General features: G+C 62.5%; 25 protein-coding genes. 15 read left to right on the top strand and 10 right to left on the bottom strand.

What is annotated here, in order from left to right; translation table 11 throughout:
* Position 1: 1 nt before the first annotated feature.
* Entirely contained in the window at positions 2 to 1,210 is a 1,209-nt protein-coding gene (coaBC, locus tag JFU57_RS06605; RefSeq protein WP_020296016.1) for a bifunctional phosphopantothenoylcysteine decarboxylase/phosphopantothenate--cysteine ligase CoaBC, read from the bottom strand.
* A gap of 131 nt (positions 1,211 to 1,341) precedes the next feature.
* Here coaBC and radC point away from each other — a divergent pair, with 131 nt between their 5' ends.
* Positions 1,342 to 2,016, top strand: a complete 675-nt coding sequence (gene radC / locus JFU57_RS06600) for a RadC family protein (protein ID WP_078470457.1) — start codon at positions 1,342 to 1,344, stop codon at positions 2,014 to 2,016.
* A gap of 67 nt (positions 2,017 to 2,083) precedes the next feature.
* On the opposite strand, the gene JFU57_RS06595 is transcribed toward radC, so the two are convergent.
* Complete coding sequence (locus JFU57_RS06595) at positions 2,084 to 3,670, bottom strand: ABC transporter substrate-binding protein (RefSeq protein WP_201128578.1); 1,587 nt, start codon at positions 3,668 to 3,670, stop codon at positions 2,084 to 2,086.
* A gap of 546 nt (positions 3,671 to 4,216) precedes the next feature.
* Between JFU57_RS06595 and rpmB the strand changes: the two genes are divergently transcribed.
* Positions 4,217 to 4,450 (top strand): 50S ribosomal protein L28, encoded by a 234-nt coding sequence (gene rpmB, locus JFU57_RS06590; RefSeq protein WP_007894701.1) that lies wholly within the window; start codon positions 4,217 to 4,219, stop codon positions 4,448 to 4,450.
* An 11-nt stretch (positions 4,451 to 4,461) separates the two neighbouring features.
* Entirely contained in the window at positions 4,462 to 4,617 is a 156-nt protein-coding gene (gene rpmG, locus JFU57_RS06585; RefSeq protein WP_003177274.1) for a 50S ribosomal protein L33, read from the top strand.
* A gap of 58 nt (positions 4,618 to 4,675) precedes the next feature.
* Here the strand turns inward: rpmG and JFU57_RS06580 are convergent, their stop codons facing one another.
* Positions 4,676 to 5,038 (bottom strand): cupin domain-containing protein, encoded by a 363-nt coding sequence (locus JFU57_RS06580; protein ID WP_201128577.1) that lies wholly within the window; start codon positions 5,036 to 5,038, stop codon positions 4,676 to 4,678.
* A 236-nt stretch (positions 5,039 to 5,274) separates the two neighbouring features.
* Between JFU57_RS06580 and JFU57_RS06575 the strand changes: the two genes are divergently transcribed.
* The 3 genes from JFU57_RS06575 to JFU57_RS06565 all read left to right on the top strand — a co-directional run bounded on the left by JFU57_RS06575 (position 5,275) and on the right by JFU57_RS06565 (position 8,497).
* A complete protein-coding gene (locus tag JFU57_RS06575) occupies positions 5,275 to 6,768 on the top strand; it encodes an aldehyde dehydrogenase (protein ID WP_201128576.1) in 1,494 nt (497 codons plus the stop codon).
* A gap of 132 nt (positions 6,769 to 6,900) precedes the next feature.
* Entirely contained in the window at positions 6,901 to 8,049 is a 1,149-nt protein-coding gene (locus JFU57_RS06570; protein WP_201128575.1) for an MFS transporter, read from the top strand.
* A 34-nt stretch (positions 8,050 to 8,083) separates the two neighbouring features.
* Complete coding sequence (locus JFU57_RS06565; protein ID WP_201128574.1) at positions 8,084 to 8,497, top strand: hypothetical protein; 414 nt, start codon at positions 8,084 to 8,086, stop codon at positions 8,495 to 8,497.
* A gap of 15 nt (positions 8,498 to 8,512) precedes the next feature.
* Here the strand turns inward: JFU57_RS06565 and JFU57_RS06560 are convergent, their stop codons facing one another.
* Both JFU57_RS06560 and JFU57_RS06555 read right to left on the bottom strand, forming a co-directional pair.
* Positions 8,513 to 10,078 (bottom strand): phospholipase D family protein, encoded by a 1,566-nt coding sequence (locus JFU57_RS06560; protein WP_201128572.1) that lies wholly within the window; start codon positions 10,076 to 10,078, stop codon positions 8,513 to 8,515.
* A gap of 60 nt (positions 10,079 to 10,138) precedes the next feature.
* Positions 10,139 to 11,572, bottom strand: coding sequence for an aminotransferase-like domain-containing protein (locus JFU57_RS06555; protein ID WP_078470463.1), 1,434 nt, complete (start codon positions 11,570 to 11,572; stop codon positions 10,139 to 10,141).
* A gap of 183 nt (positions 11,573 to 11,755) precedes the next feature.
* Between JFU57_RS06555 and JFU57_RS06550 the strand changes: the two genes are divergently transcribed.
* A complete protein-coding gene (locus tag JFU57_RS06550) occupies positions 11,756 to 12,001 on the top strand; it encodes a DUF1127 domain-containing protein (RefSeq protein ID WP_201128570.1) in 246 nt (81 codons plus the stop codon).
* Positions 12,002 to 12,076: 75 nt separating this feature from the next.
* On the opposite strand, the gene JFU57_RS06545 is transcribed toward JFU57_RS06550, so the two are convergent.
* Positions 12,077 to 13,390, bottom strand: a complete 1,314-nt coding sequence (locus JFU57_RS06545) for an NAD(P)/FAD-dependent oxidoreductase (protein ID WP_201128568.1) — start codon at positions 13,388 to 13,390, stop codon at positions 12,077 to 12,079.
* A gap of 147 nt (positions 13,391 to 13,537) precedes the next feature.
* Here JFU57_RS06545 and JFU57_RS06540 point away from each other — a divergent pair, with 147 nt between their 5' ends.
* Positions 13,538 to 13,891 carry a YkgJ family cysteine cluster protein gene (locus JFU57_RS06540; protein WP_020296005.1) on the top strand — a complete coding sequence of 118 codons (354 nt, stop codon included), beginning with the start codon at positions 13,538 to 13,540 and terminating at the stop codon, positions 13,889 to 13,891.
* Positions 13,892 to 13,940: 49 nt separating this feature from the next.
* On the opposite strand, the gene JFU57_RS06535 is transcribed toward JFU57_RS06540, so the two are convergent.
* Complete coding sequence (locus tag JFU57_RS06535; protein ID WP_007932443.1) at positions 13,941 to 14,429, bottom strand: Lrp/AsnC ligand binding domain-containing protein; 489 nt, start codon at positions 14,427 to 14,429, stop codon at positions 13,941 to 13,943.
* Between the two features lie 157 nt (positions 14,430 to 14,586).
* Between JFU57_RS06535 and dadA the strand changes: the two genes are divergently transcribed.
* From dadA to JFU57_RS06505, 6 genes are all read left to right on the top strand, one after another.
* Complete coding sequence (dadA, locus tag JFU57_RS06530; RefSeq protein WP_078470583.1) at positions 14,587 to 15,888, top strand: D-amino acid dehydrogenase; 1,302 nt, start codon at positions 14,587 to 14,589, stop codon at positions 15,886 to 15,888.
* Complete coding sequence (locus tag JFU57_RS06525) at positions 15,860 to 16,213, top strand: RidA family protein (protein ID WP_020296003.1); 354 nt, start codon at positions 15,860 to 15,862, stop codon at positions 16,211 to 16,213. Before dadA ends, JFU57_RS06525 begins: the two co-directional genes overlap by 29 nt.
* 92 nt (positions 16,214 to 16,305) lie before the next feature.
* A complete protein-coding gene (gene alr / locus JFU57_RS06520; RefSeq protein ID WP_201128567.1) occupies positions 16,306 to 17,379 on the top strand; it encodes an alanine racemase in 1,074 nt (357 codons plus the stop codon).
* Positions 17,380 to 17,507: 128 nt separating this feature from the next.
* Positions 17,508 to 18,056, top strand: a complete 549-nt coding sequence (locus JFU57_RS06515; RefSeq protein WP_020296001.1) for a cupin domain-containing protein — start codon at positions 17,508 to 17,510, stop codon at positions 18,054 to 18,056.
* Between the two features lie 182 nt (positions 18,057 to 18,238).
* The gene (locus JFU57_RS06510; RefSeq protein WP_078470467.1) at positions 18,239 to 18,652 is read left to right on the top strand and encodes a c-type cytochrome; all 414 of its coding nucleotides are present in this window, start codon (positions 18,239 to 18,241) and stop codon (positions 18,650 to 18,652) included.
* A gap of 134 nt (positions 18,653 to 18,786) precedes the next feature.
* The gene (locus tag JFU57_RS06505; protein ID WP_201128566.1) at positions 18,787 to 20,709 is read left to right on the top strand and encodes an acetyl-CoA hydrolase/transferase family protein; all 1,923 of its coding nucleotides are present in this window, start codon (positions 18,787 to 18,789) and stop codon (positions 20,707 to 20,709) included.
* A gap of 48 nt (positions 20,710 to 20,757) precedes the next feature.
* Here the strand turns inward: JFU57_RS06505 and JFU57_RS06500 are convergent, their stop codons facing one another.
* Complete coding sequence (locus JFU57_RS06500) at positions 20,758 to 21,330, bottom strand: xanthine phosphoribosyltransferase (RefSeq protein WP_020295998.1); 573 nt, start codon at positions 21,328 to 21,330, stop codon at positions 20,758 to 20,760.
* Between the two features lie 71 nt (positions 21,331 to 21,401).
* Entirely contained in the window at positions 21,402 to 23,411 is a 2,010-nt protein-coding gene (rep, locus tag JFU57_RS06495; RefSeq protein ID WP_020295997.1) for a DNA helicase Rep, read from the bottom strand.
* Positions 23,412 to 23,678: 267 nt separating this feature from the next.
* Here rep and JFU57_RS06490 point away from each other — a divergent pair, with 267 nt between their 5' ends.
* Positions 23,679 to 25,352, top strand: a complete 1,674-nt coding sequence (locus JFU57_RS06490; protein WP_201128565.1) for a putative bifunctional diguanylate cyclase/phosphodiesterase — start codon at positions 23,679 to 23,681, stop codon at positions 25,350 to 25,352.
* A 45-nt stretch (positions 25,353 to 25,397) separates the two neighbouring features.
* Here JFU57_RS06490 and JFU57_RS06485 read toward each other — a convergent pair whose 3' ends face one another.
* Positions 25,398 to 26,807 (bottom strand): NorM family multidrug efflux MATE transporter, encoded by a 1,410-nt coding sequence (locus JFU57_RS06485; protein WP_201132084.1) that lies wholly within the window; start codon positions 26,805 to 26,807, stop codon positions 25,398 to 25,400.
* Positions 26,808 to 26,814: the final 7 nt, after the last annotated feature.

Here is a 26,814-nt window from a genome sequence, read left to right as displayed (position 1 = left end):
GTTAAACCTGGTTCAGCCGTTCGGCGATGAAAGAGATCAGTTGGCGGGCGATCTTGCCCTTGCTGGTCTGGGCGAAGAGAGTTGCGTGCAACTCCCGGTCAATCACGCTGCAGGCGTTTTCCTCGCTGTTGAAGCCAATGCTCGGGTTGGCCACGTCGTTGGCGACGATCAGGTCGAGGTTCTTGTCTTTCAATTTGCGTGCAGCGTAGTCGAGCAAGTGTTCGGTCTCGGCGGCGAAGCCGACACTGAAAGGGCGATCGGGACGGGTGGCGATGGTGGCCAGGATGTCCGGGTTACGCACCATCTGCAGCAGCAGACCGTCACCTTTCGTAGGGTCTTTCTTTAATTTTTGTGGGGCAACGACTTCCGGGCGGTAGTCCGCCACCGCCGCCGAGGCGATAAACAGGTCGCAGGGGATGGCGGCCTCGCAGGCGGCGAGCATGTCGCGGGCGCTGACCACATCGATCCGGGTCACCCGATCCGGGGTCGGCAGGTGCACCGGGCCGGTGATCAGGGTCACTCGGGCGCCGGCTTCAACTGCGGCTTCGGCCAGGGCAAAGCCCATTTTGCCGGAGCTGTGGTTGGTGATGTAGCGCACCGGGTCGATGTTTTCCTGGGTCGGGCCGGCGGTAATCAGTACGTGTTTGCCGGTCAGAGCCTGATGCTGGAAGCAATCGGCGGCGCACAGCACCAGGTCGTTGGCTTCGAGCATGCGGCCCATGCCGACGTCGCCGCAGGCCTGGCTGCCCGAGGCCGGCCCGAACACCTGGAGGCCGCGGCTTTGCAGCAATTGGGTGTTGGCCTGGGTGGCCGGATCGCGCCACATGGCCTGGTTCATGGCCGGGGCGATGGCGACGGTGGCGTCCGTGGCCAGGACCAGGGTGGTCAGCAGGTCATCGGCGATGCCTTGGGCCAGGCGCGCGATCAGGTCGGCGGTGGCGGGGGCGATCAGCACCAGGTCGGCCCATTTGGCCAGCTCGATATGGCCCATGGCAGCCTCGGCTGCGGGATCGAGCAGGTCCAGGTGAACCGGGTGCCCGGAGAGTGCCTGCATGGTCAGCGGTGTGATGAATTCACTGCCGCCACGGGTCATGACCACACGCACTTCGGCGCCCTGGTCGAGGAGTCGGCGAACCAGCTCGGCGCTCTTATAGGCGGCAATGCCGCCGCCGACGCCGAGGACGATGCGTTTCCGATACAGCCGCTGCATAGGCCTGCCTTTGAGTTCAATGATTGCTGCTTGTAACGCCCCCTCCCCAGGGGAAATCACAGGCAAAAAGATGGGCTAAGATACCACAGCGACCGCTATGGAACAGCGGCGCCCACACACATGGAGGTGCTATGAGCATTCGCGACTGGCCCGCGGCGGAGCGCCCGCGGGAGAAGCTTCTGGAGCAGGGTGCGGCGAGCCTTTCCGACGCCGAATTGCTGGCGATTTTCTTGCGTACCGGGGTTGCCGGAAAGAGCGCGGTGGACCTGGCGCGTCACCTTTTGCATCAGTTCGGCAGCCTGCGTCGCCTGCTGGAGGCGGACCAGTTGACCTTCAGCCGCCAGCTCGGCCTGGGCCCGGCAAAATTCGCCCAGTTGCAGGCCGTGGTGGAAATGGCTCGTCGGCATCTGGCCGAAAAACTGCGTCGCGACTCGGTGCTGGAAAACCCGCTGGTGGTCCGCGACTACCTCAAGTCAATGCTGCGCCATGAGCCCCATGAGGTGTTCGGCTGCCTGTTTCTGGACACCAAGCACCGGGTGCTGGCGTTCGAGGCGCTGTTCCAGGGTTCGATTGACAGCACCAGCGTCTACCCGCGGCAGGTGGTCAAGCGTGCCCTGGCACACAACGCCGCCGCCGTGATCCTGTGTCACAACCACCCTTCGGGCATCTCCGAGCCCAGTCATGCCGATCGCGTGGTGACACGTCGGCTGAAAGAGGCCCTGGATCTGGTGGATGTGCGGGTGCTCGATCACTTCATCATCGGTGAAGGCGATCCACTGTCGATGGCGGAATACGGTTGGGTCTAGGTGAGAGCAGCGGCAAGTGTTGAACGGCAGGTTCTGGGCACCGGGGCGCCCAGAACCTGTGGCGGGGTTATTTGCCGACGCTGACTTTGGAGAAGTCCTGGCGGCCGAAGGGGCTGACCTGATAGCCCTGGACTTCCTTGCGGGTCAGGGCGAAGGCGGTGGGGTGCGCCAGGGGCAGCCACAGGGCCTGTTGCTGGATCTGCGCCTGGGCCTGCTGATAGAGCTTGCTGCGCACGCCTTGCTCGCTGGTGGTCTTGCCGGCGGTGATCAGCTTATCCAGGCCCTGGTCGCAGTAGCGGGCGAAGTTGGTGCCGGACTTGACCGCAGCGCAGGTGAACTGCGGGGTAAGGAAGTTATCCGGGTCGCCGTTGTCGCCGGCCCAGCCCATGAACAGCAGGTCATGCTCGCCGGCCTTGGCGCGGCGGATCAGTTCGCCCCATTCGATCACGCGGATCTCGGCCTTGATCCCGATTTTCTCCAGGTCAGCCTGGAGCAGTTGTGCGCCGAGGCTGGGGTTGGGGTTGAGCAGGCTGCCGGATGGGCGAGTCCAGATGGTGGTCTGGAAGCCGTCTTTCAGGCCGGCCTTGGCCAGCAGTTGGCGGGCTTTTTCAGGGTCGTGGGCATAGCCCGACAAGTCCTTGGCATAGCTCCAGGTGTTCGGCGGGAACGGGCCGTTGGCAGCTTCGGCGGTGTCTTCGAAGACCGCTTTGAGGTAGCTGGCCTTATCGAAGGCCAGGTTGATTGCCTGGCGCACTTCCGGTTTGTCCAGCGGCGGGTGCTGACTGTTGATGGCGACAAAGGCGGTCATGAAGGCGGCGGTGCGTTCGACTTTCAGCGCCGGGTCCTGGCTCGCGGCATTGATGTCCAGGGGCTTGGGCGAGAGGGCGATCTGGCATTCATTGCGCCGCAGTTTTTGCAGGCGCACGTTGGCATCCGGGGTGATGGCGAAGATCAGCGGGTCCACGTCCGGCTTGCCGGCGAAGTAGTCGCGGTTGGCCTTGTAGCGGATCGACGCGTCTTTCTGGAAGCGGCCGAAGATAAACGGCCCAGTGCCGATCGGCTGGTTGTTGAGCTTCTCCGGTGTGCCGGCCTTGAGCAGTTGCTCGGCGTACTCGGCAGAGTAGATCGAGGCGAAGCCCATGCTCAGCGTGGCGATAAATGTCGAGTCGGCGTGGTCCAGGGTGAAGCGCACGGTCAGTGGGTCAAGGGCGTCAATTTTCTTGATCAGTGCCGGCAACTGCAGGGATTGGGCGTGGGGGAAGCCGCTTTGCGCAATCTTGTGCCAGGGATTGGCCGGGTCGAGCATGCGCTCGAAACTGAACTTCACGTCTTCGGCGGTCAGTTCACGGCTGGGGTTGAAGTAGTCGGTGTGGTGGAATTTGACCTTGGGGTGCAGCTTGAACACATAGGTCAGGCCGTCGTCGGACACCTCCCAACTGTCTGCCAGGCTCGGCACCACCTTGCCGCTGGCTTCGTCGAAGTCGACCAGGCGGTTCATCAGCACGTCCGCCGAGGCGTTGGTGGTGGTCAGCGAGTTGTATTGCACCACGTCGAAACCTTCCGGGCTGGCTTCGGTGCAGACGCTCAGGGCGGCAGCCTGGGCCAGCGGGCTCAGAAACGGTACGAACAACAGCGGTAGGGCGGCGAGACGCATATTCGGCTTCCTTTGCAGATCGAAGGCCCATCTGCGAGTGCAGTCTGGAAAAGGCTTACCCTAGTGATCTCGTCGGAAAATGACTATCCCCTTTTTCCGTTTATTGACGTGGGTGGGGTGGGCCTTCAAAGGCAAAAAGGTCGGTTTTTACCCTGGCCGACGGCCAATAATTTGCCATGAATTGACAAATTGACCCGTTCGAAGGGGCCTCGCGGGTGCTGGCGACGGTGAATGACGCTGCGTTGGCGGGGGCTTTGCGGGGCAGGAATTTTATTCTGCGACGAGCGGTCGATAACTGCGGTAGCCTTTGCCGCAGGCGCTTGGCGCAAGAAAAACGGGACTTTTTGAATTCCCGACCACAGTGACTGTTGTTGCTATTGGGTCTTTCTGGTATAAAGCAGCGCTCTTTTCTAGGGGCCCGGTTCCTTCGTTTGTAGGTGTAGCCGGTAAGACCCCTAAAGAAACGCGGCGCCTGGCGCCAAATGACTGAGAGATTAAGCGGCCAACCCATGCCGGGTTGGGCATGTGGTTTTAGAGGGCTGAGGCATGTCGAGAGTCTGTCAAGTTACCGGTAAGGGTCCGGTGACTGGGAATAACATTTCCCACGCAAACAACAAAACCCGTCGTCGTTTCCTGCCGAACCTGCAGCATCACCGCTTCTGGGTTGAAGAAGAGAAACGTTTCGTGCGTCTGCGCGTATCTGCCAAAGGCATGCGTATCATCGACAAGCGTGGCATTACTGTCGTGCTGGCCGAAATCCGCAAAGCTGGCAAGATCTAAGGGAGCTAATCATGCGTGAATTGATTCGTTTGATTTCGAGCGCCGGTACTGGTCACTTCTACACTACCGACAAGAACAAGCGCACTACTCCGGACAAAATCGAGATCAAGAAATATGATCCGGTTGTTCGTAAGCACGTGATCTACAAAGAAGGCAAAATCAAGTAATTGATTTTTCTTCTGACAAAAAAACCCGCCTTCAAGCGGGTTTTTTTGTGCCTGTGATTCAGGCTTTCTGTTCGAAGGCCACGTAGATCTTGCGGCAGGGCTCCAGCACTTCCCAGGTGCCCTTGAAGCCGGCCGGGATGACGAAGCGGTCGCCGGCGCGCAGGGTCTTGGCATTGCCGTCGCTGTCGCGCAGCACCGAGACGCCCTGCACGATTTCGCAGTATTCATGCTCGGTGAAATTCACCGTCCACTGCCCGACCGCACCTTCCCAGACCCCGGCGTTCATCTGCCCGCACGGGCTGGCGTAATGGTTGAACACCGCCTGTTCCGGGTCGCCCTTGAGGACTTTTTCCGGTGCAGGGCGATAGCGTTCACCCTCGGTGGTGGCCTGGCTGAAGTCGACGACGTGCTGAATGCTCATTCTTGTATTCCCCCGTGATTGGCGGCGCGAGTGGTAGTGGGGCCAAAGTCTATGTTTATTAAAATGAACATAGCAATGGCGTTTACTGGGGTTATGTCAAATATATTGAAACTTCGGGTGCCACTGGTTTAGGGTGGCCGGTGCCTTGGGCCGAAAGAAGGCTGGCCGGGCAGAATTCCTGAAGGTGCCTGCGTTGATCGCGTGGCGCTTGTATTCAATAAGAGGAGGACACTCGTATGACCACCCTGACTCGTGCCGACTGGGAACAACGTGCCCGCGACCTGATGATCGAAGGCCGCGCCTATATCAATGGCGAATACACCGCTGCGGTTTCCAGTGAAACCTTCGAATGCATCAGCCCGGTTGACGGTCGCGTGCTGGCAACCATCGCCAGTTGTGACGCCGCCGACGCCCAGCGTGCTGTAGAAAATGCCCGCGCCACATTCAATTCCGGCGCCTGGTCGCGCCTGGCCCCGGCCAAGCGCAAGGCCACCATGATTCGTTTTGCCGGCCTGCTGAAAAAGCACGCCGAAGAGCTCGCCCTGCTTGAAACCCTGGACATGGGCAAGCCGATCAGCGACTCCCTGGGCATCGACATTCCGGGCGCGGCGCAAGCGCTGAGCTGGAGTGGCGAGGCCATCGACAAGATCTACGACGAAGTCGCCGCCACGCCCCATGATCAACTGGGCCTGGTGACTCGCGAGCCGGTGGGCGTAGTCGCGGCCATCGTGCCGTGGAACTTCCCGCTGATGATGGCTTGCTGGAAGCTTGGGCCGGCGTTGTCCACCGGTAACTCGGTCATCCTCAAGCCTTCGGAAAAATCCCCGCTGACCGCAATCCGCATCGCCGCCCTGGCCGTGGAAGCCGGTATTCCGGCGGGCGTGCTCAACGTGCTGCCAGGTTATGGCCACACCGTGGGCAAGGCCCTGGCCCTGCACATGGACGTCGACACCCTGGTGTTCACCGGCTCGACCAAAATCGCCAAGCAATTGCTGATCTACTCCGGCGAATCGAACATGAAGCGCGTCTGGCTCGAAGCCGGCGGCAAGAGCCCGAATATCGTGTTCGCCGATGCACCGGATCTACAGGCCGCTGCCGAATCGGCCGCGGGCGCCATTGCCTTCAACCAGGGCGAAGTCTGCACCGCGGGTTCGCGCCTGCTGGTGGAGCGCTCCATCAAGGATAAATTCCTGCCCCTGGTGATCGAGGCCCTCAAGGGCTGGAAGCCGGGCAACCCACTGGACCCGGCAACCAACGTCGGTGCATTGGTCGACACCCAGCAGATGAACACCGTGCTGTCCTACATCGAAGCCGGGCATGCCGACGGCGCCAAGCTGGTCGCGGGCGGCAAGCGCACCCTGCAGGAAACCGGCGGCACCTATGTTGAGCCGACGATTTTCGACGGTGTGAGCAACGCGATGAAAATCGCCCAGGAAGAAATCTTCGGCCCGGTGCTGTCGGTGATCGCCTTCGATACCGTCGAAGAAGCCATCGAGATTGCCAACGACACCCTGTACGGCCTGGCCGCAGCGGTCTGGACAGCCAACATCTCCAAGGCTCACCTGACCGCCAAGGCCCTGCGTGCCGGTAGCGTGTGGGTCAATCAGTACGATGGCGGCGACATGACCGCGCCGTTCGGTGGCTTCAAGCAATCGGGCAACGGCCGTGACAAGTCGCTGCACGCATTCGACAAGTACACCGAGTTGAAGGCGACCTGGATCAAGCTCTGACCTGAAGGGCTCGGGGCGGGCGCTTGCCCGCCGGACCGGGCCTCGATCCAAAATCGCAGCCGGACTTTCCGCAAGGGAAGTCCGGCTGCGTTGTCTGTGTCGGTATAAAAAATGATCCACAGGAGCGTGGAAATGCGTTGGGCGACCTATTTCGCCGTTTTGGCGGCTGTCCTGAGTGTCGGGCTGGCCCTGGGTGTCAGCATGCCGCTGGTGTCGTTTCGCCTGGAAGGCTGGGGTTATGGCCCCTTTGCCATTGGCGTCATGGCGTCGATGCCAGCCTTTGGCGTGTTGCTTGGGGCCAAGCTTGCCAGCCGCCTGGCGGCGCGTTTTGGAACTGCGGGCCTGATGCGCCTGTGCCTGTGGGGCGGGGCGCTGTCCATTGCTTTGCTGGCGCTGTTGCCGAGTTACCCGCTGTGGCTGGTGCTGCGATTGGGCCTGGGCATGGTGCTGACCATCGTGTTTATCCTGGGCGAGAGCTGGATCAACCAGTTGGTGGTCGAGCAGTGGCGCGGGCGGCTGGTGGCGCTGTATGGCAGCTGTTACGCCCTGAGCCAGCTGGCCGGGCCATTGCTGCTGGGCGCGCTGGGCACCGAGACCGACTACGGCTTCTGGGTCGGTGTCGGGCTGCTGGTGGTATCGCCCCTGCTGTTGATCGGCCGCAGCGGCGCCCCGACCACTGAAGCCTGCAGCGTGACCCTGGTCGACCTGTGGCGCTTTTGTCGTGGGCTGCCGGCGATTGCCTGGGCCGTGGCACTGTTCGCCGCCTTTGAGGCAATGATTCTTACGCTGTTACCGGTGTATTGCCTACGCCAGGGCTTTACCGAAGACATCGCCCTGGCGATGGTCAGCACCGTGGTGGTCGGCGATGCGGTGCTGCAATTGCCGATTGGCGCCCTGGCCGATCGCCTGTCGCGGCGCTCCCTGTTCACCGGCTGTGCGGTGGCGCTGTTGTTGTCGAGCCTGGCGATTCCGCTGTTGCTCCACAGCTTGCTGATCTGGCCGTTGTGGGTGCTGTTCGGCGCCAGCGCCGGGGGCCTGTTTACCCTGTCGTTGATCCTGATCGGCGAGCGTTACCGCGACGACGCCCTGGTGCGAGCCAATGCCCACGTGGCGCAACTCTGGGGCATTGGCTGCCTGATCGGGCCGCTGGTGGCCGGGGCGGGCAGCCAGTGGGTCAGCGGCCATGCCTTGCTGTGGCTGATGGCGGCCGGGGCTTTTGGGCTGATTGTGTTGTTGCTGCGCCAGGGAGCATTGGGTGCCGCGGCGCCGCAATCGGTATAGGCTTCACCGCTGTTGGTTCAATCAGGGAGGTCAGATGAAGCTTAAGCCAGGGATTCGATTCAGCGGGGCGCTCTGTGCGCTGACGATTTTGCTCGCCGGGTCCGCCCATGCCGCACCCAAGGACCCGCCCGTGGAGCGGGTCAAGCAACTGGCGCTGAAGCAGTGCCTGGACGATAACTACGGGCGCTTGAAGTTCTACAAGGCGTACGACCTGCACGACGCGTCCTACTTCGTCGATCGGGTGCAGCTGGACCGCGACGGCACCGACCGCCGTACCCGGGCCCTGAGCAACTACGTCGAGCAGCAGACGGGCAGCTTCCATATCGGCGGGCCGCCGATGAAGAATGAGGCCGGTTACCCGATCAACGCGATTTTTGAACGCTGCATGGGTTTCTATCACTCGCCCGGGCTGGACGTCTTTATCAAAAACCAGCTGCTCAAACGCTGACAGATCGGCGCGGGCCTAGAGCATGCGCTCCAGGCCGACGCTGGTGCTCAGCCAGGCGTTGATGCGCCGCCACCAACTGCCCGGCTCCCGGGTCAGGGTGTGCAGTTGCTGGTTGTCTTCGGTGACCCAGACGATCTTGCCGTCCTGCAGCTTGGCCTCGTAGCTCAAGGCCGGGGCCATGCCTTGCAGGGCCAGGGCGCGCACATGTTCGGCCAGTTCCGGGCTGTCGACCAGCACCCCGACTTCGGTGTTCCACAGCACCGAGCGCGGGTCGAAGTTGAACGAGCCAATAAAGGATTTCTGCCGGTCGAAGATCATCGCCTTGCTGTGCAGGCTGGAGTCCGAGCCGCGCCAGGTGCTGCGGAACAGGTGTGGCCCGCTGCCGCCGTGATCGCCGGGCTGGCGGCGCAATTCGAACAGCCTTACCCCATGTTCCAGCAGGGCCTTGCGGTAAGGTGCGTAGCCACCGTGCACTGCCGGCACATCGGTGGCTTCCAGAGAGTTGGTCAGAAGGCTCACTTGCACCCCGGCGTCGGCACGCCCGGTGAGGTACACCAAGCCCGGCTGGCCGGGCACGAAGTAGGCCGAAATCATGATCAGTTCCTTGCTTACCCCTTGCAGCTCCGGCGCCAGCTGGGTGGTCAGTAGCAATTGCGGGTCGGGCTCGTTCCTGGCCAGGACCTTGCTCGGCGCATCCCACAGGGCCTGGTTCCAGGCCCAGATCAGCTCCTTGCGCCAGATATCCATGCGCGGGTGGCTCTGGTAGGTCTTCAGTTGCTGGTACAGGGCGTGGTTCTGCCGGCGGGTGTCTGCCAGGGACTGCTCCAGTTGTTGCCGGGTGTTGGCCAGGTCCCGGGCGGTGGGGGTGCTGGAGAGGAACTCGTCGATGGGCTTGCTCAGGGCGCTGTTCCAGTACTGGTCAAAACTGTGCCCCAACTGCTCGGCCACCGGCCCGACGCTGAGCATGTCGATGTCCGTGAAGTTGAGGCTGGGCTCGGCATCGAAATACTCGTCGCCCAGGTTGCGCCCGCCGACGATGGCCACGCTGTTGTCCGCCAGCCACAGCTTGTTGTGCATGCGCCGGTGTTGCTGGGACAGGTTGAACAGGCGCCCTGCCGCGCGGGTGATGCCGGTGCTGCGCCCCAGGTGCAGGGGGTTGAACAGGCGGATCTGGATCTGCGGGTGGGCGGCGAGGGTGGCAATCACCTGGTCCAGGCCATCGCTGGTGGTGTCGTCCAGCAGGATGCGTATCCGCACCCCGCGATCGGCGGCCTTGAGCAGCTCATCCACCAGCATCCGGGTGCTGATGCCGTCGTGCACGATGTAGTACTGCAAATCCAGGCTGCTTTGCGCATTGCGGATCAGCTCGGCGCGAGCCATGAAGGCTTCGGTGCTGTTGGACAGCAGGCGAAACCCGGAGCGGCCCTGATAGGGCGCAGCCTGGGCCTGGATCGAGCGTCCGAACGCCGACTCTGTGGCCGGCAGGGCCTGGCTCGGTTCCCGGGGCACGTTCAGGGTGGCACAGCCGCTGAGGCCCGCCGTGATCAGCAGAAGTAAGGCGAAAGCCTGTTTGAGTCTCAAGTCAGCTCGTCTCGAAGGCGGCGATGGTCGACATATGGACGCAGTCTTGGGGGAAAAAGGTCAGTCGGTCGTGCAATCAGTTTCAGCCAGCAGCTTGATCGCGGCTGCGCCCACCTTGCGCACCGCATCTTCGATCTGCGGCGTTGGCTTGGCAGCGTAGTTCATCCGCAGGCAATTGCGGTACTTGCCCGAGGCGGAAAAGATACTGCCCACGGCAATCTGTACGCCCTGGTCGAGCAGCGCGCGGTTGAGCTTGAGGGTGTCGAAGCCTTCCGGCAGTTCGATCCACAGCATAAAGCTGCCCTGGGGCCGACTGGCGCGAGTGCCCAGGGGGAAGTAGCGGCTGACCCAGTCGAGCATCATGTCGCGATTGCGCTGGTATTGAGCGCGCATCTTGCGCAAGTGGGGTTCGAAATGGCCGGCCTTGAGGAACTCGGCAATGGCGATCTGCGGTTGCGGCGCGGTGGAGCCGGTGCTGATGTATTTCATGTGCAGCACCCGCTCCAGATAGCGCCCCGGCGCGACCCAGCCAATGCGCAGGCCCGGGGCCAGGGTTTTCGAGAACGAACTGCACAGCAGTACCCGACCGTCTTCGTCGAACGACTTGATGGTGCGCGGGCGCGGGTAGGTGTAGGCCAGTTCGCCATACACATCGTCTTCGATGACCGCCACGTCAAAGCGCTGGGCCAGGGTCAGCAGCGCGCGCTTGCGCGACTCGGGCATGATGTAGCCCAGCGGGTTGTTGCAGTTGGGGGTCAACTGTATGGCCTTGATCGGCCATTGCTCCAGGGCCAGTTCCAGGGCTTCGAGGCTGATGCCGGTCAGCGGGTCGGTGGGGATTTCCAGGGCTTTCATGCCCAGGCCCTTGAGGGTCTGCATGGCGCCGTGAAAGCTCGGCGAGTCCACCGCAACGATGTCGCCAGGCTCGCAGATGGCGCGAATGCTGGTTGAAAGCGCCTCATGGCAGCCGGTGGTTATTACCAGGTCATTGGCTTGCAGCTGGCAGCCGGAGTCGAGCAGCAGGCGGGCGATCTGTTCGCGCAGTTCGAGCACGCCGTAGATGTTGTCGTAATACAGGCCGGGCATGTCCTGGCGCCGGCTGATGCGGGCCAGCCCGCGGAGCAGGGGTTTCAGGGTCGGTGTATTGATATCCGGCATACCCCTGCCCATCTGTATGACGTCTTTGCGCGGCACGCTGCGCACCAGTTCCAGCACCTGTTCCCATTGCGATATCTCCACTGGCCGCTGCGCCGGACGGCCGATGGCGGGCAACGCCGGCAGTTCGCGGCTGGCGGGTACAAAGTAGCCGGACTTGGGCTTGGGCATCGCCAGGCCGTTATCTTCCAGCACTCTGTATGCCTGCTGCACAGTGCTCAGACTGACACCGTGCTCGACACTCAGGGCGCGCACCGAAGGCAGGCGGTCGCCGGGGCGATAAAAACCCTGCTCAATGCGGGTGCCCAGCAGTTCGGCAAGGTTGACGTAGAGGGTCATGGCAGGCACTCGCGCAAGGGATTGATTAAAGAACCAGTACAGATGGACGGAAAATACAGGATTCAGCCATCGATGGGGAAATTCTGTATGGAAATAATGCCAGTGCTTTGAATCTGTCATGGTTTCAGGCACCCGCGCATCATGTTTGCTCATGGCCACCCAAGTAAACAGGAGCAAACAACAATGAACGGCTTGAGCGATGTGCGTCTGTCGTTACACAGTCAGGAACTGGCGGTTGGGCACGAGCGGGCGATGCAGGCGGTGATGTCCCGCAACGCGCCGCGCGCCCTTGGCCGCTGGGGCCTGTACTGGCATCGGCTGCGTACCCGCAAGGTCTTGCTCGCCCTGACGGCTGACGAACTGCGGGACATCGGGCTTAGCCGGGAGCAGGCGCGCCGCGAAGGGCTCAAGCCGTTCTGGCGTCTCTGAAGAAGGGCTCTGGCGCTGCTGCACGCCGTCAGGCCATTGGGCGGCAGCAATGCCAGGGGGAGGGCGGTTGCGGTGTCAGCCGAGCTCCTTGAGGCGGTGCCAGAGCATGCCCAGTGCCAATAGCGGCGAACGCAGGTAGCGGCCGCCCGGGAAGGTGATGTGCGGCACCTTGGCGAACAGCTCGAAGCCGCCACCCTGCTGGCCGCTGATGGCTTCGGCCAGCAGCTTGCCGGCCAGGTGCGTGGCATTCAGCCCATGACCTGAATAGGCCTGGGCGTAATACACATTCGGCTGGTCCTTGAGCCGGCCGATCTGCGGTAGGCGGTTGGCGCCGATACCGATCATCCCGCCCCATTGATAGTCGATCTTGACCCCGGCCAGTTGCGGGAACACCTGCAGCATCTTCGGCCGCATGTACGCGGCGATGTCCTGCGGGTCACGCCCCGAGTAATGGCAGGCGCCGCCGAACAGCAGGCGCCGATCCGCCGAAAGCCGGTAGTAATCCAGGGCCACCCGCTGGTCGCAGACCGCCATGTTCTGCGGCAGCAACTGCTGTGCCTGCTGCTCGCTCAACGGCTCGGTGGCGATGATATAGCTGCCGGCGGGCAACACCTTGCCACCCAGCTCCGGGTTGAGGCCATTGAGGTAGGCGTTGCAACCGAGCACCAGGGTCTTGGCGCGGACCAGGCCGCGAGCGGTGTGCACCCTGACCTGGCTGCCGTAATCGATGCGGGTCACGGCTGAATGTTCGAACACTTGCACCCCCAGCCGCTGCGCCGCGGCGGCCTCGCCCAGTGCCAGGTTCAAGGGGTGCAGGTGCCCGGAGCCCATGTCGATCAAACCGCCGACATAGCGCTCGGAGCCGACCACGCTGTGCATTTCATGGGCTTGCAGCAGGCGGGTTTCGTGGCGATAGCCCAGCTCGCGCAGTTCTTCGGCGTCTTCGGCGAAACCCTCCAGGTCCCTGGGCTTGTTGGCCAGGTCGCAGTAGCCCCAGGTCAGGTCGCAGGCGATCTGGAACTGTTCGACCCGCTGGCGCACGATGTCCACCGCTTCCAGGCCCATCAGCTTCATCTGCCGAACGCCGTCGTCGCCCAGCACCTTGCTGAACTGCTCCAGGCCATGGCCGACGCCGCGAATCAGTTGGCCGCCATTGCGCCCGCTGGCGCCCCAGCCGATCTTGCGCGCTTCCAGCAGCACCACACTGAAGCCGCGCTGGGCCAGTTCCAATGCGGTGTTCAGCCCGGAGAAGCCGCCGCCGACCACGCAGACATCGGCCTGCAGCTCACCGGCCAGCGCCGGATGATCGGGCTGGGGCAGGCTGCTGGCGGCGTAATAGGAGGCGGCGTGACGGTCGCTCGGGGCAGGTTGCTGAACACCGGGGTTCATGTGCGTGAATCCTGATTGGGGTGTTTGGAAAATTTGACGGAGCATAAGCCTGACCTTTCGTCGGCGGCAACAGCGGTCGGGGTGCGCTGTCTGTTGGTGGGCTTTTAGGGCAAAATCCCCGGCTGTATTTGCCCGGTAACCTTGCCAATGAGCTGCAACAGCCAGAAAGTCCGCCTACTGCGTCAGCAGATTCCCTCGTTCGAGTGTGTCCCCGGCTGCCATGACTGCTGCGGCCCGGTGACCACTTCAACCGAGGAAATGTCGCGCCTGCCACGCAAGACCGCGGCCGAGCAGGACGCGGCCATGGACGAGCTGAACTGCGTGCATCTGGGGCCCAACGGCTGCACCGTGTACGACGAGCGGCCGCTGATCTGTCGCCTGTTCGGCACCACCCCGAGCCTGCCGTGCCCCAATGGCCGGCGCCCGGTGGAGATGATCCACCCTCGGGTCGAAAAGCAGATCCACGAGTACATGGCGAGCACCCGCCAGGTGCTGGTCTAGCGCTTTACTTGGGTCACCCCGGCACTCTCGAGTCGGCCTGCGCCGGATTTCAGTCCGGAATCGGCAGGCTCAGGCTCTCCTTCACCTCTTCCATCACGATATAGCTCTTGGATTCGCGCACGTGGGGCAGCTTGAGCAGGATGTCGCCCAGCAGTTTGCGGTAGGACGCCATTTCGGAAATTCGGGCTTTCACCAGGTAGTCGAAGTCGCCCGAGACCAGGTGGCACTCCAGTACGTGGGGCAGCTTGAGCACGGCGCGGCGGAACTCTTCGAAGGTGTCGCCGGACTTGTAGTCCAGGCTGATTTCGACGAACACCAGCAGGCTGCCCTTGAGGTGCTGCGGATTGAGGCGCGCGTTGTAGCCCATGATGATCCCTTCGCGCTCCAGGCGCCGGACCCGTTCGGTGCAGGGAGTGGTCGACAGGCCGACCTTCTCTCCCAGCTCGGTAAACGAGATACGCCCGTCGGCCTGGAGGATGCGCAGGATGTTGCGATCTATCTTGTCCAGCTCGCGTTTTGTCTGGTGATTGGTGCGCATAGGGGATGCACCTCCGTCAAAAGGGTTTTTGCCGAGAATTGTCGCCAAATATAGGCAGTTATATAGTGAAATGCACTGCCCATTGCTTTTTATACTGCGCACATCTTCGCTCTGAATAACAAACGTCAGCGGTTTAGCCGCGATGAGGGATATGAAAATGCGCGTTATGGTCTTGGGTAGCGGCGTAATCGGTACCACCAGTGCCTACTATCTGGCCCGAGCAGGTTTTGAAGTGGTGGTGGTCGACCGTCAGCCGGCCGCTGCCATGGAAACCAGTTTCGCCAACGCCGGTCAGGTGTCGCCGGGTTATGCCTCGCCATGGGCCGCACCTGGCGTGCCGCTCAAGGCCATCAAGTGGCTGCTGCAGCGCCACGCGCCGTTGGCGATCAAGGCCACCGCCGATATCGACCAGTACCTGTGGATGGCGCAGATGCTGCGCAACTGCACCGCCAGCCGCTACGCCGTGAACAAGGAGCGCATGGTCCGCCTGTCCGAGTACAGCCGCGACTGCCTCGACGAACTGCGCGCCGAGACCGGCATTGCCTATGAAGGCCGCAGCCTGGGCACCACCCAGCTGTTCCGGACCCAGGCCCAGCTCGATGGCGCGGCGAAAGACATCGCCGTGCTCAAGGAGTCCGGCGTGCCTTTCGAACTGCTCGACCGCGAGGGCATCGCCCGCGTCGAGCCCGCCCTGGCCAACGTCACCGATATCCTCGCCGGCGCCCTGCGCCTGCCTAACGACCAGACCGGCGATTGCCAGATGTTCACCACGCGCCTGGTGGAAATGGCCACCCAGCTGGGTGTGGAGTTCCGTTTTGGCCAGGACATCCAGCGCCTCGACTTCGCCGGTGACCGGATCAATGGCGTATGGATCGACGGCAAGCTGGAAACCGCCGATCGCTACGTGCTGGCCCTGGGCAGCTACTCGCCGCAACTGCTCAAGCCGTTGGGGATCAAGGCCCCGGTGTATCCGCTCAAGGGTTACTCCCTGACCGTGCCGATCACCAACCCGGCGATGGCCCCGACCTCGACCATTCTCGACGAGACCTACAAGGTCGCGATCACTCGCTTCGACAACCGTATCCGGGTCGGCGGCATGGCCGAGATCGCGGGCTTCGACCTGTCGCTGAATCCGCGCCGGCGCGAAACCCTGGAGATGATCGTCAACGACCTCTATCCTCAGGGCGGCGATCTGGCGCAAGCCAGCTTCTGGACCGGCCTGCGGCCGACCACCCCGGACGGCACGCCGATTGTGGGTGCCACACCGTTCCGCAACCTGTTCTTGAACACCGGTCACGGCACCCTGGGTTGGACCATGGCGTGCGGTTCCGGTCGCTTGCTGGCTGACCTGATGGCGAAGAAAACGCCGCAGATCAGCGCCGAAGGCCTCGATATTTCTCGTTACGGTAATTCTCAGGAGACAGCCAAGCATGTCAATCCAGCGCCAGCTCACCAATGAACGCATGAGCCAGATTGTCGTTCACAGCGGCACCGTCTATCTGGCGGGGCAGGTCGGCGACGACATGACCGCCGGAATTGAACAACAGACCAGCGAAACCCTCGCCAACATCGAGCGTTTGCTGGACCTGGCTGGTACCGACAAGAGCAAGTTGCTGTCAGTGACCATTTACCTGAAAGACATCGACGCCCACTTCGAGGGCATGAACGCTGTCTGGGACAAATGGCTGCCAAAAGGCGTCGCTCCTGCCCGTGCCACAGTCGAAGCCAAGCTGTGCGAGCCCGAGATCCTGATCGAGCTGTCCGTAGTCGCCGCTTTGCCTTAAACACCGATCCCTCTGCCGGTGCTGTCGGCGGTTCGCGCCGTCGGCCAGCACCGGTTTTTTCTTCCCCCATGACCGCCTAGAAGTCTGCCGCCATGCGTCCTGCCCGTGCCCTGATCGACCTTCAAGCCCTGCGTCACAACTACCAACTGGCCCGCGAGTTGTCGGGCGTCCGTGCCCTTGCCGTGATCAAGGCCGATGCCTATGGCCATGGCGCGCTGCGCTGTGCCCAGGCACTGGAAGGCGAGGCCGACGGTTTTGCCGTGGCCTGCATCGAAGAGGCCCTGGAGCTGCGTGCGGCGGGGATTCGTGCGCCGGTGCTGCTGCTCGAAGGCTTTTTCGAGGCCGATGAGTTGGCGCTGATCATCGAGCATGACTTCTGGTGTGTGGTGCATTCGCTGTGGCAACTCGAGGCCATCGAGAAGGCAACCCTGGCCAAGCCGCTGACGGTCTGGCTCAAGCTCGACTCGGGCATGCACCGGGTTGGCCTGCATCCCAAGGATTATCAGGCTGCCCATCAGCGGCTGCTGGCCAGTGGCAAAGTGGCGAAAGTGGTGTTGATGAGCCACTTCGCCCGGGCCGATGAGCTCGATTGCGTGCGCAGCGACGAGCAGGTGGCCGTGTTTCAGGCTGCCCGCGAGGGGCTGGCGGCCGAGGTCAGCCTGCGCAACTCGCCGGCGGTCCTGGGGTGGCCGAGTATTCCCAGTGACTGGGTGCGCCCCGGCATCATGCTGTATGGCGCAACCCCGTTTGAAGAAAACAACCCGGTGGCCGCGCGCCTGCAACCGGTCATGACCCTGGAATCGAAAGTGATTTGCGTGCGTGAGTTGCCAGCCGGCGAGCCGGTGGGCTACGGCGCCAAGTTTGTCACCACGCGGCCGATGCGCATTGGTGTGGTTGCCATGGGGTATGCCGACGGTTACCCACGCCAGGCGCCGACCGGCACGCCGGTTCTGGTGGCTGGCCAGCGCAGCCAATTGCTGGGTCGGGTGTCCATGGACATGCTGTGCATCGACCTCACCGATGTGCCGCAGGCCGGCCTGGGCTCGACCGTGGAGCTATGGGGTAAAAACATCCTCGCCAGCGACGTGGCGATGGCTGCGGACACTATTCCGTACCAGATTTTCTGCAACCTGCGCCGAGTGCCAAGGCTCTATTCCGAGGGCTGACGGCCAGTGGTCGGAACCTGACAGGCCGCTCCTGGGTGGATTGGAGGGCAAGTGTTGTAAATACTGAACGCTATCGCCATGATAATGCTCAATTACAACAACGCCTGATTCCCTAGGAGACTGCCGCATTGGACGTCGGTGAACGACTGCAATCCATCCGTAAACTGAAAGGTCTTTCCCAGCGTGAACTTGCCAAGCGCGCGGGCGTCACCAACAGCACCATTTCGATGATCGAGAAGAACAGTGTCAGCCCCTCGATCAGCTCGCTGAGGAAGGTTCTTGGCGGCATCCCCATGTCCATGGTCGAGTTCTTTTCCGAGGAAATCCTCCAGGAAACCCCGAGCCAGATCGTCTACAAAGCCCATGAACTGATCGATATTTCCGATGGCGCCGTGACCATGAAACTCGTGGGGCGCGCCCATCCCAGCCGTGCCATCGCCTTTCTCAACGAGATCTACCCGCCGGGCGCCGACACCGGTGAGGAAATGCTCACCCACGAAGGCGAAGAAACCGGAATTCTCGTGGAAGGCCGCCTTGAGCTGGTGGTCGGGCTTGAAACATTTGTGCTCGAAGCGGGCGACAGCTACTACTTTGAAAGTACCAAGCCGCACCGTTTCCGAAATCCTTTCGATGTACCGGCGCGACTAATCAGCGCAGCCACGCCAGCGAATTTCTAATAGAAGAGGCGTCCTGCAAGGCTTGCGGCGACGCCCGAAGTGCCTTTTCGCCACCTTTAAGACCCCATCGACTTTAGGGTTGTTTCAGTGTGGCGGGCTAACCGTTATACTTGCGCCCGCCTGCGAAACCGTGGCCGTGGGCGTGACTAGCCACCATTGAGGGTGTACGCGTGAACCTAATTATGAAAATGCTGGCCGCACCAGCAACCGTATTGGCCCTATGGGCAGTCAGCGCTCAAGCTGCGACTAATGATGATATTGCCCAACGCCTTGCACCGGTCGGTCAGGTCTGTGTTCAGGGGCAGGAATGCAAGGGCATGGAAGTCGCCGCCTCTGTCGGTGGTGGAGGGGCGAAAACCCCTGATGAAGTGATTGCCAAGCATTGCAACGCTTGCCATGGCACCGGTCTGCTCGGCGCACCGAAAATCGGTGACACCGCAGCCTGGAAAGAGCGTGCCGATCACCAGGGCGGCCTCGACGGCATCCTGGCCAAGGCCATTACCGGGATCAACGCCATGCCGCCAAAAGGCACTTGTGCCGATTGCTCCGATGACGAGCTCAAAGGCGCCATCGAGAAGATGTCTGGCCTGAAATAAGGTCAATCTTCAGCGAAAAAGCCGCTTACGAGCGGCTTTTTTGTGCCCGCGATTCGGCCGCCACACTGGTCAATGCAGTAAAGACCCGGCAAGCTCGGTCCAACCCCAATTCATGGAACGTTCGGGAGAGTCGTATGGTGCAGTTGTGTTCAATCGAGCAGGCGGTCGATGACGTGCTGGCGCGCCTGCCGGCGCATATTCACATGGGCATGCCCCTGGGCCTGGGCAAGCCTAACCAGTTTGCCAATGCGCTGTACCGCCGCATCAAGCAACTGCCCGAACGGCAGCTGACCATCTACACCGCCTTGAGCCTGGGCCGTCCGACCCTGGGCGATGGCTTGCAGAAGCGCTTTCTCGAACCTTTTGTCGAACGCATATTCGGCGACTACCCCGAGCTGGATTTCCTCGCGGACCTGCAACACGACAGCCTGCCCCGCAACATCCATGTCGAGCAGTTCTTCATGCAGCCCGGGAGCCTGCTCAACAGTGCCCCCGCGCAGCAGGACTATGTCAGCAGCAACTACAGCCACGCCGCCCGCGACATCAACGCCAGTGGCCTGAACCTGGTGGCGCAGTTGGTGGCCAGCCACCCTGATCATCCGGATCGGCTGAGCCTGAGCTGCAACCCGGACATTACCCTTGACCTGCTGCCGATGATTGCCAAGCGTCGTGCTGCCGGCGAGACCATCCTCATGGTCGGCCAGGTTCACGACGAGCTGCCGTACATGCCGGGTGACGCCGAACTCGACATGGACGGCTTCGATCTGCTGATCGATGAAAAGGACCGCACCACGCTGTTTTCCACGCCGAACATGCCGGTGGGGTTCCAGGACCATTTCATCGGTTTGCACGCCAGCACGTTGGTGCGCGACGGCGGCACCTTGCAGATCGGCATCGGCTCCATGGGCGACGCCCTGACCGCCGCACTGCTGGCCCGGCAGGCGGACAACGACGCCTATCGCTCACTGCTGACCGACATCGATGCCTATTACTGGGCGCCGCTGATTGGCCGCGAAGGCGGAGTCGAGCCCTTTGCCAAGGGCCTCTACGGTTGCAGCGAAATGTTCGTCAACGGCCTGCTGGTGCTGGCGGACGCCGGGATCGTGCGGCGCAAGGTCTACCCGGATATCAAGACCCAGCAGCAGGCCAATGACGGCACCCTGGATGAAGCGGCGCAAACCGACGGCATCTCGGTGCATGGCGGGTTCTTCCTGGGGCCGCGCAGTTTTTATCAGCGCCTGCGGGAGCTGCCGCAAAGCAAGCGCCTCGAATTCAACATGACGCGCATCAGCTACATTAACGAGCTGTATGGCCAGGAAGAGCTCAAGCGCCTGCAACGTCGGGATGCGCGGTTTATCAACAGCTCGATCATGGTCACCTTGCTCGGTGCCGGTGTCGCCGATCAGTTGGAAGACGGCCGGGTGCTGAGTGGGGTCGGCGGGCAGTACAACTTCGTCGCCCAGGGCCATGCGCTGGAAGGCGCGCGTTCGGTGCTGATCCTGCGCAGCTGGCGTGAGTCGGGCGGCGAGGTCAGTTCGAACGTGGTCTGGGAATACGGGCACTGCACCATCCCGCGCCATCTGCGCGATATCGTGGTCACCGAGTACGGCATTGCCGACCTGCGGGGCAAGACCGACGCCAAGGTGATCGAGGCCCTGCTCAATATCAGCGACTCACGCTTCCAGCCCGGGTTGATCGAGCAAGCGCAGAAAGTCGGCAAGCTGCCCAAGGACTTTCAGCTGGAACCGCGATTTACCGACAACAGCCCACAGCGTTTGCAGGCGATTCGTGCACGGCACCCGCACTTGTTCCCGGAGTATCCGTTGGGCACTGATTTCAGTGCGCAAGAGCGGGATCTGCTGCGGGCCCTCAACTGGCTCAAGAGCAAGTTCAAGCTCACCGAGATTCTGGAGCTGGGCAAGGCCGCGCTGGACGCGCCGGAGGCCGAGGCTTTTCCCTTGCACCTGGCGCGCATGCAGCTGGAGAAACCCGAAGGCTTGCGTGAGGATCTGTATCAGCGGCTGCTGCTGGCAGCCTTGCAGGAAACCCGCTTGTAACGGCGGATTACCCGTGGCGCCGGCACACCGCCGGCGCCGTCGCGCACTTTACTCTATGAAGCTGACCACGCCGCCGGCCAGGGATTGCACGCGGGCCAGAGACTCCACGCGGTAGCCTTGGGCATCCAGTTCGGCACGCCCGCCCTGGAACGACTTTTCGATGACGATACCCAGGCCGGCAACGGTGGCGCCGGCCTGCTTGATGATCGAAATCAGCGCCTGGGAGGCCTTACCGTTGGCCAGGAAGTCATCGATGATCAGCACCCGGTCGCTGCTGGTCAGGTGCCGTGGCGAGATGGCCACGGTGCTTTCCGTCTGCTTGGTGAAGGAGTAGACGGTGGCCGACAACAGGTTCTCGGTCAGGGTCAGGGACTGGTGCTTGCGGGCGAAGATCACCGGCACACCGAGGTTCAGGCCGGTCATGATCGCCGGGGCAATGCCCGAGGCTTCGATGGTGACGATCTTGGTAATGCCCGAGTCCTTGAACAGCGTGGCGAATTCGTCGCCGATCAGCTTCATCAGTTGCGGGTCGATCTGATGGTTGAGAAAGGCGTCGACTTTCAGGACCTGATCGGAAAGCACGATGCCTTCTTCGCGAATTTTCTTGTGCAGTGCTTCCATGAAGCTTTCCTCTTTGGGCGCCTTGTGCGCCTAAGCGCTGATAAATAGTGTGCGGTAAAAAGTCGGCAATTCTAGCGCTTTAACATCGCGCGTATATCCGCCAGTGCGGTGTTTCCGCGAACGGCTTTGACTTCGGTCGGCGTGTCGTCATTGCCTTCCCAGGCCAGGTCGTCCGGTGGCAGCTCATCGAGGAAGCGGCTGGGCGCGCAATCGATGATCTCGCCGTACTGCTTGCGCTTGGCGGCAAAGGTAAAGGCCAGGGTCTGGCGTGCGCGGGTAATGCCCACGTAGGCCAGGCGCCGCTCTTCCTCGATGGTGTCGGCTTCGATACTGGAGCGGTGCGGGAGGATTTCCTCTTCCATGCCCATGATGAACACGTAGGGGAATTCCAGGCCCTTGGAGGCATGCAAGGTCATCATCTGCACGCCTTCGGCGCCGTCTTCCTCTTCCTGCTGACGTTCCAGCATGTCGCGCAGGACCAGCTTGCCGATGGCGTCTTCGACGGTCATGTCGCCGTCTTCGTCTTTTTCCAGGGTGTTTTTCAGGGCTTCGATCAGGAACCACACGTTGCCCATGCGGTAGTCGGCGGCCTTGTCGCTGGAGCTGTTGGTGCGCAGCCAGTTCTCGTAGTCGATGTCCATGACCATGCTGCGCAGGGCAGAGATCGGGTCTTCGCCGGCGCACTGCTCGCGCACCCGGTCCATAAAGCGCTTGAAGCGCGCCAGGCGGTCGGTGAAGCGGCTGTCGAGGTGCTCGCCGAGACCGATTTCATCGGTGGCGGCGTACATCGAAATCTTGCGTTCGGTGGCGTAGTTGCCGAGTTTTTCCAGGGTCGTCGAGCCGATTTCCCGGCGCGGCACGTTGATCACCCGCAGGAAGGCGTTGTCGTCATCCGGGTTCACGATCAGGCGGAAGTAGGCCATCAGGTCTTTCACTTCCTGGCGTCCGAAAAAGCTGTTGCCGCCGGAAAGCCGGTAAGGAATCTGATGGTGCTGCAGCTTCAGCTCGATCAGCTTGGCCTGGTAGTTACCGCGATACAGGATCGCGAAATCGCTGTACGGGCGATCGGTGCGCAGGTGCAGGGTGAGAATCTCCACCGCTACCCGCTCAGCCTCGGCGTCTTCGTTGCGGCAGCGGATCACGCGGATCTCGTCGCCGTGGCCCATCTCGCTCCACAGTTGTTTTTCAAACTCGTGGGGGTTGTTGGAGATCAGCACGTTGGCGCAACGCAGGATACGGCTGGTGGAGCGGTAGTTCTGCTCCAGCATCACCACTTTCAGGGACGGGTAGTCGTCCTTGAGCAGCATCAGGTTTTCCGGGCGGGCGCCGCGCCAGGCGTAGATCGACTGGTCGTCGTCGCCGACCACGGTGAACTGGTTGCGCGTGCCGATCAGCAGCTTCACCAGCAGGTACTGGCTGGCGTTGGTGTCCTGGTATTCGTCCACCAGCAGGTAGCGGACCTTGTTCTGCCACTTTTCCAGGATGTCGGTGTGCTCCTGGAACAGCTTCACCGGGAGCAGGATCAGGTCGTCGAAGTCCACCGCGTTGAACGCCTTGAGCGTGCGCTGGTAGTGGGTGTAGACGATGGCGGCGGTCTGTTCCTTGGGGTTGCGTGCGTTTTCCAGGGCTTCGGGCGGCAGGATCAGGTCGTTTTTCCAGGCGCCGATCATGTTCTTGATCTCGTCGACGCCGTCGTCGCCCGAGTATTCCTTCTGCATGATGTCGGTCATCAGGGCCTTAACGTCGGTCTCGTCGAAGATCGAGAAGCCCGGTTTGTAGCCCAGCCGCACATGTTCCTTGCGGATGATGTTCAGGCCCAGGTTGTGGAAGGTGCACACGGTCAGCCCACGGCCCTCGCCGCCCTTGAGCAGGGTGCCGACACGCTCCTTCATCTCCCGCGCCGCCTTGTTGGTAAAGGTCATGGCCACGATGTACTGGGCGCGGATGCCGCAGTTCTGGATCAGGTGCGCGATTTTGCGGGTGATCACGCTGGTCTTGCCGGAGCCAGCACCGGCGAGCACCAAAAGAGGGCCGCCGACGTAGTTCACGGCTTCTTGCTGCCGGGGATTGAGTCGGGACATGACGGAAAAGGGAGTCTGTTGCGAAATGGGCGGGCATTTTAACAGGCTGGACAGATTCTGCTGCCTCTCTCCGACTTGTGACGCAACACGCGATCTAAATTTGCCGGTTTTGATACTTTCCCGCAGGATGCGCGCTGAATATGCGTCTAATGTTCGAGTTAGAGCGGTACAAGAAATTGCGTTTGATAATCAATATCATTTGTCATTGTTTATTCGCGCGTCATAATGCCCACCGCCAACTTCTTTTGCAGAGTCTAGGGAGCTAGCTTGTCTAAGCCTGTCGAACCCTTGCGTTTGCTGCTACTGGCCGAAGAGCCGGCATGGGCAGCGTTGTTGCGCGAGTGTCTCGCTCCGTTGGGAGACTCGGTTGTGCTGATCAGTGCCCCGACCTGGGACTCTGTCAGCCGTCTGTTCAATGACGATCGCAGCGCGGTCTTGTTGACCATTGCCTCCTTGCAACCGGCCCCCGGTCGCTGCAGTTTGCCCACCGTCCTGCTGCTGGACCACGAACCCTCGGTGACCCCGGTGGGTGTCAGTGACTGGCTGATTCGCAGCGCCCTGAACCCCGATATCCTGCGGCGTTGCCTGCGCCATGTGCGTGAGCGCGGCGTGCTGGAAACCACCCTGCAGCGCCTGGCCGAACAGGACCCGCTGACCGGTATCGCCAACCGCCAGGGATTCCAGACTCTGCTTGCCGCGCGCCTGGTTGAAAACGAAGGACGCGGGCTGGCACTGGGGCACCTGGACCTCGACAACTTCCGGCATGCCAACGACGCCCTCGGCCACCAGGCCGGCGACCGCTTGATCCTGCAGGTGGTCTCGCGGCTCAAGAGCCAGCTTGAGGCCGGCGATCAGCTGGCGCGCCTGGGCAGCGACGAGTTTGCCTTGCTGATCGATACACGCCGGGCGCCGCAGCGGGCCGAATGGATGGCCGAGCGCATTACCGAGGCCATGGCCGAACCCTACTGGATCGACGGCGAAAGCCTGCTGATCGGCTGCAGCCTGGGCGTGGCCCATGCCCGGGCCAATGCCGGGGCGGACCCGCTGATGTGGCACGCGCACATCGCCATGCAGCAGGCCAAGAGCACCCAGGGCTGCACCTTTCATATCTTCAACGAACGCATCAATCGCAATGCCCGCAGCCTCGCCGACCTGGAAAGCGAACTGCGCCGAGCCTTGCGCCGCGACGAGCTGGAGCTGCATTACCAGCCGCGCCTGAACCTGCATGACGGACAAATCGTCGGCCTCGAGGCCCTGGTGCGCTGGCGCCACGGCGAACGCGGCCTGCTGCCGCCCAGCGAGTTCGTGCCCCTGGCCGAGCAGAGCGGGCTGATCGTGCCCTTGGGTTACTGGGTGATTTCCCGTGCCCTGCGGGACATGCAGGCCCTGCGTGAGCGCGGCCTGCCGCCGCTGCACATGGCGGTCAACCTGTCGTTCCGGCAGTTCCAGGACAGCCAGTTGCTGTCGACCCTGAGCCGGCTGATTGCCGAGCGCGGCGTCGAAGCGCAGTGGCTGGAGTTCGAACTGACTGAAACCGCAGTGATGCGCCGCAGTGACCTGGTCAAGCAGACCATGGACGCCCTGGGGCGCCTGGGCGTGCGCTTTTCCCTGGACGACTTCGGCACTGGCTTCTCGTCCTTCGTGCACCTCAACAGCCTGCCGATCGCCCTGCTCAAGATCGACAAGAGTTTTGTCGGCGGCATGGAGCTGCGCGAGGAGAACCGCAAGCTGGTGCACGCCATGATCAACCTGGCGCACAACCTCAACCTGGAAGTGGTGGCCGAGGGGGTCGAAACCCCGGAGCAACTGGCCCTGCTGCGCGGCTTCGGCTGCGACCAGGCGCAGGGGTATCTGATCAGCAAACCGCTGCCCCTGGCGGAGTTGGTGGAGTACCTGACCTTTGGCAGCAGCCAGCGATCTATGGCGGACGTGGTGAGCTAACCCGCCTGGCGAGGGGGCAATCCCGCTCGCCGGTTCAACCGATCTTTACGAATCCACCTGGGCCGAGGCATAGGCCGATGGCTGCACCTGGGGCTCCAGGCGCAGCATGCGTTTCATCCGCCATTCGAAGGCCAGGGTCAGGCTGATGGCGGCGCACGCCAGGCCCAGGGCCAGGCCCCACCACACGCCGGTCGGCCCCCAGCCCAGGGTGAAGGCCATCAACCAGGCCGCCGGGGCCCCGATCAACCAGTAGCAGCCGAGGCCGACGAGGAAGGTGGTCTTGGCGTCCTTGAGCCCGCGAATCGCGCCCATGGCGATGGTTTGCGTACCGTCGAACAGTTCGAACCAGGCCGCTACCGCCAACAGGCTCACGGCCAGGTTGATCACTTCGCGGAAGGCCGGGTCATTGTGGTCCAGGAACAGCCCGATCAACTGGTTCGGCAGCAGCCAGAACACCATGGCAAAACACAGCATCGCTACCGCACCGAAGGCGATCCCCACCCGTCCCGCCAGGCGCGCGTCGAGCAATTGCCCAGCGCCGTAGTGCTGGCCGATGCGCATGGTGATCGCATAGGAAATCCCCGCCGGCACCATGAACGCCACCGAAACGATCTGCAACGCGATCTGGTGCGCTGCCAATTGGGTGCTGCCCATGGTGCCCATGCACAGCGCGGCGAAGGCAAACAATCCGACCTCGACCGCATAGGTGCCGCCGATGGGCAGGCCCAGGCGCCACAGCTCCCGCAGGTAGTGCCGGTTGAGCCGCGACAGGCCCTGGCGCAACGGATAAGCGGCGTACGCCGGGTGCTGCCGGATGTGCCAGGCCAGAGCCAGGGCCATGCAGTTGGCGACGATGGCGGTCACCAGGCCGATGCCCATCAGGCCCAGTTTCGGCAAGCCGAACATGCCGGTAATCAGTGCGTAGTTGAGCAGGAAGTTGGCCACGGTGCCGCCCAGGCTGATGACCATCACCGGCGTGGCGCGGCCGATAGCGCTGGTAAAGCCGCGCAAGGCCATGAAGCTCAGGTAGCCGGGCAGGGCGAAGGGCAGAATCAGCAGGAACTGCGCGGCGGAGTCGACGTTGGTTGCGGTCTGGCCGAACAGCGGCAGCACCGGCTTCAGGTTCCACAGCAGCAGCCCTGCCACCAGCGCCATCAGCCAGGCCAGCCAGAGCCCGGCCTGGGTCAGGCGCGTGGCGCCTTCGATGTCGCCGGCACCCTGACGAATCGCCACCAGGGTGCCGACCGCGGCAATTACCCCGATGCAGAAAATCGACACGAACGAATAGCTGGCCGCGCCCAGCCCGCCCCCGGCCAGGGCCTCTGGGCTGAGCCGGGCCATCATCAGGGTGTCGGTGAGGACCATCAACATGTGCGCCAACTGCGAGGCGATCAGCGGCCCCGCCAGCCGCAGGATGGCCCGGAGTTCGGTACGTGCTGGATGCTGCATGGTCATCAGGCTC

This window comes from Pseudomonas sp. TH07, assembly GCF_016651285.1.
Lineage (GTDB): Bacteria > Pseudomonadota > Gammaproteobacteria > Pseudomonadales > Pseudomonadaceae > Aquipseudomonas.
This window is presented reverse-complemented; position numbering and strand designations above follow the sequence as displayed.

What these genes read in the sequence shown, in the direction of transcription:
- rpmB (WP_007894701.1), top strand. Translation starts at nt 4,217, where the DNA reads ATGTCGAGAGTCTGTCAAGTTACCGGTAAGGGTCCGGTGACTGGGAAT.
- rep (WP_020295997.1), bottom strand. Translation starts at nt 23,411, where the DNA reads ATGTCCCGACTCAATCCCCGGCAGCAAGAAGCCGTGAACTACGTCGGC.
- alr (WP_201128567.1), top strand. Translation starts at nt 16,306, where the DNA reads ATGCGTCCTGCCCGTGCCCTGATCGACCTTCAAGCCCTGCGTCACAAC.
- rpmG (WP_003177274.1), top strand. Translation starts at nt 4,462, where the DNA reads ATGCGTGAATTGATTCGTTTGATTTCGAGCGCCGGTACTGGTCACTTC.
- JFU57_RS06565 (WP_201128574.1), top strand. Translation starts at nt 8,084, where the DNA reads ATGAAGCTTAAGCCAGGGATTCGATTCAGCGGGGCGCTCTGTGCGCTG.
- JFU57_RS06505 (WP_201128566.1), top strand. Translation starts at nt 18,787, where the DNA reads ATGGTGCAGTTGTGTTCAATCGAGCAGGCGGTCGATGACGTGCTGGCG.
- JFU57_RS06575 (WP_201128576.1), top strand. Translation starts at nt 5,275, where the DNA reads ATGACCACCCTGACTCGTGCCGACTGGGAACAACGTGCCCGCGACCTG.
- JFU57_RS06535 (WP_007932443.1), bottom strand. Translation starts at nt 14,429, where the DNA reads ATGCGCACCAATCACCAGACAAAACGCGAGCTGGACAAGATAGATCGC.
- JFU57_RS06485 (WP_201132084.1), bottom strand. Translation starts at nt 26,807, where the DNA reads ATGACCATGCAGCATCCAGCACGTACCGAACTCCGGGCCATCCTGCGG.
- coaBC (WP_020296016.1), bottom strand. Translation starts at nt 1,210, where the DNA reads ATGCAGCGGCTGTATCGGAAACGCATCGTCCTCGGCGTCGGCGGCGGC.
- dadA (WP_078470583.1), top strand. Translation starts at nt 14,587, where the DNA reads ATGCGCGTTATGGTCTTGGGTAGCGGCGTAATCGGTACCACCAGTGCC.
- JFU57_RS06570 (WP_201128575.1), top strand. Translation starts at nt 6,901, where the DNA reads ATGCGTTGGGCGACCTATTTCGCCGTTTTGGCGGCTGTCCTGAGTGTC.
- JFU57_RS06580 (WP_201128577.1), bottom strand. Translation starts at nt 5,038, where the DNA reads ATGAGCATTCAGCACGTCGTCGACTTCAGCCAGGCCACCACCGAGGGT.
- JFU57_RS06595 (WP_201128578.1), bottom strand. Translation starts at nt 3,670, where the DNA reads ATGCGTCTCGCCGCCCTACCGCTGTTGTTCGTACCGTTTCTGAGCCCG.
- JFU57_RS06500 (WP_020295998.1), bottom strand. Translation starts at nt 21,330, where the DNA reads ATGGAAGCACTGCACAAGAAAATTCGCGAAGAAGGCATCGTGCTTTCC.
- radC (WP_078470457.1), top strand. Translation starts at nt 1,342, where the DNA reads ATGAGCATTCGCGACTGGCCCGCGGCGGAGCGCCCGCGGGAGAAGCTT.
- JFU57_RS06540 (WP_020296005.1), top strand. Translation starts at nt 13,538, where the DNA reads ATGAGCTGCAACAGCCAGAAAGTCCGCCTACTGCGTCAGCAGATTCCC.
- JFU57_RS06525 (WP_020296003.1), top strand. Translation starts at nt 15,860, where the DNA reads ATGTCAATCCAGCGCCAGCTCACCAATGAACGCATGAGCCAGATTGTC.
- JFU57_RS06510 (WP_078470467.1), top strand. Translation starts at nt 18,239, where the DNA reads ATGAAAATGCTGGCCGCACCAGCAACCGTATTGGCCCTATGGGCAGTC.
- JFU57_RS06545 (WP_201128568.1), bottom strand. Translation starts at nt 13,390, where the DNA reads ATGAACCCCGGTGTTCAGCAACCTGCCCCGAGCGACCGTCACGCCGCC.
- JFU57_RS06550 (WP_201128570.1), top strand. Translation starts at nt 11,756, where the DNA reads ATGAACGGCTTGAGCGATGTGCGTCTGTCGTTACACAGTCAGGAACTG.
- JFU57_RS06555 (WP_078470463.1), bottom strand. Translation starts at nt 11,572, where the DNA reads ATGACCCTCTACGTCAACCTTGCCGAACTGCTGGGCACCCGCATTGAG.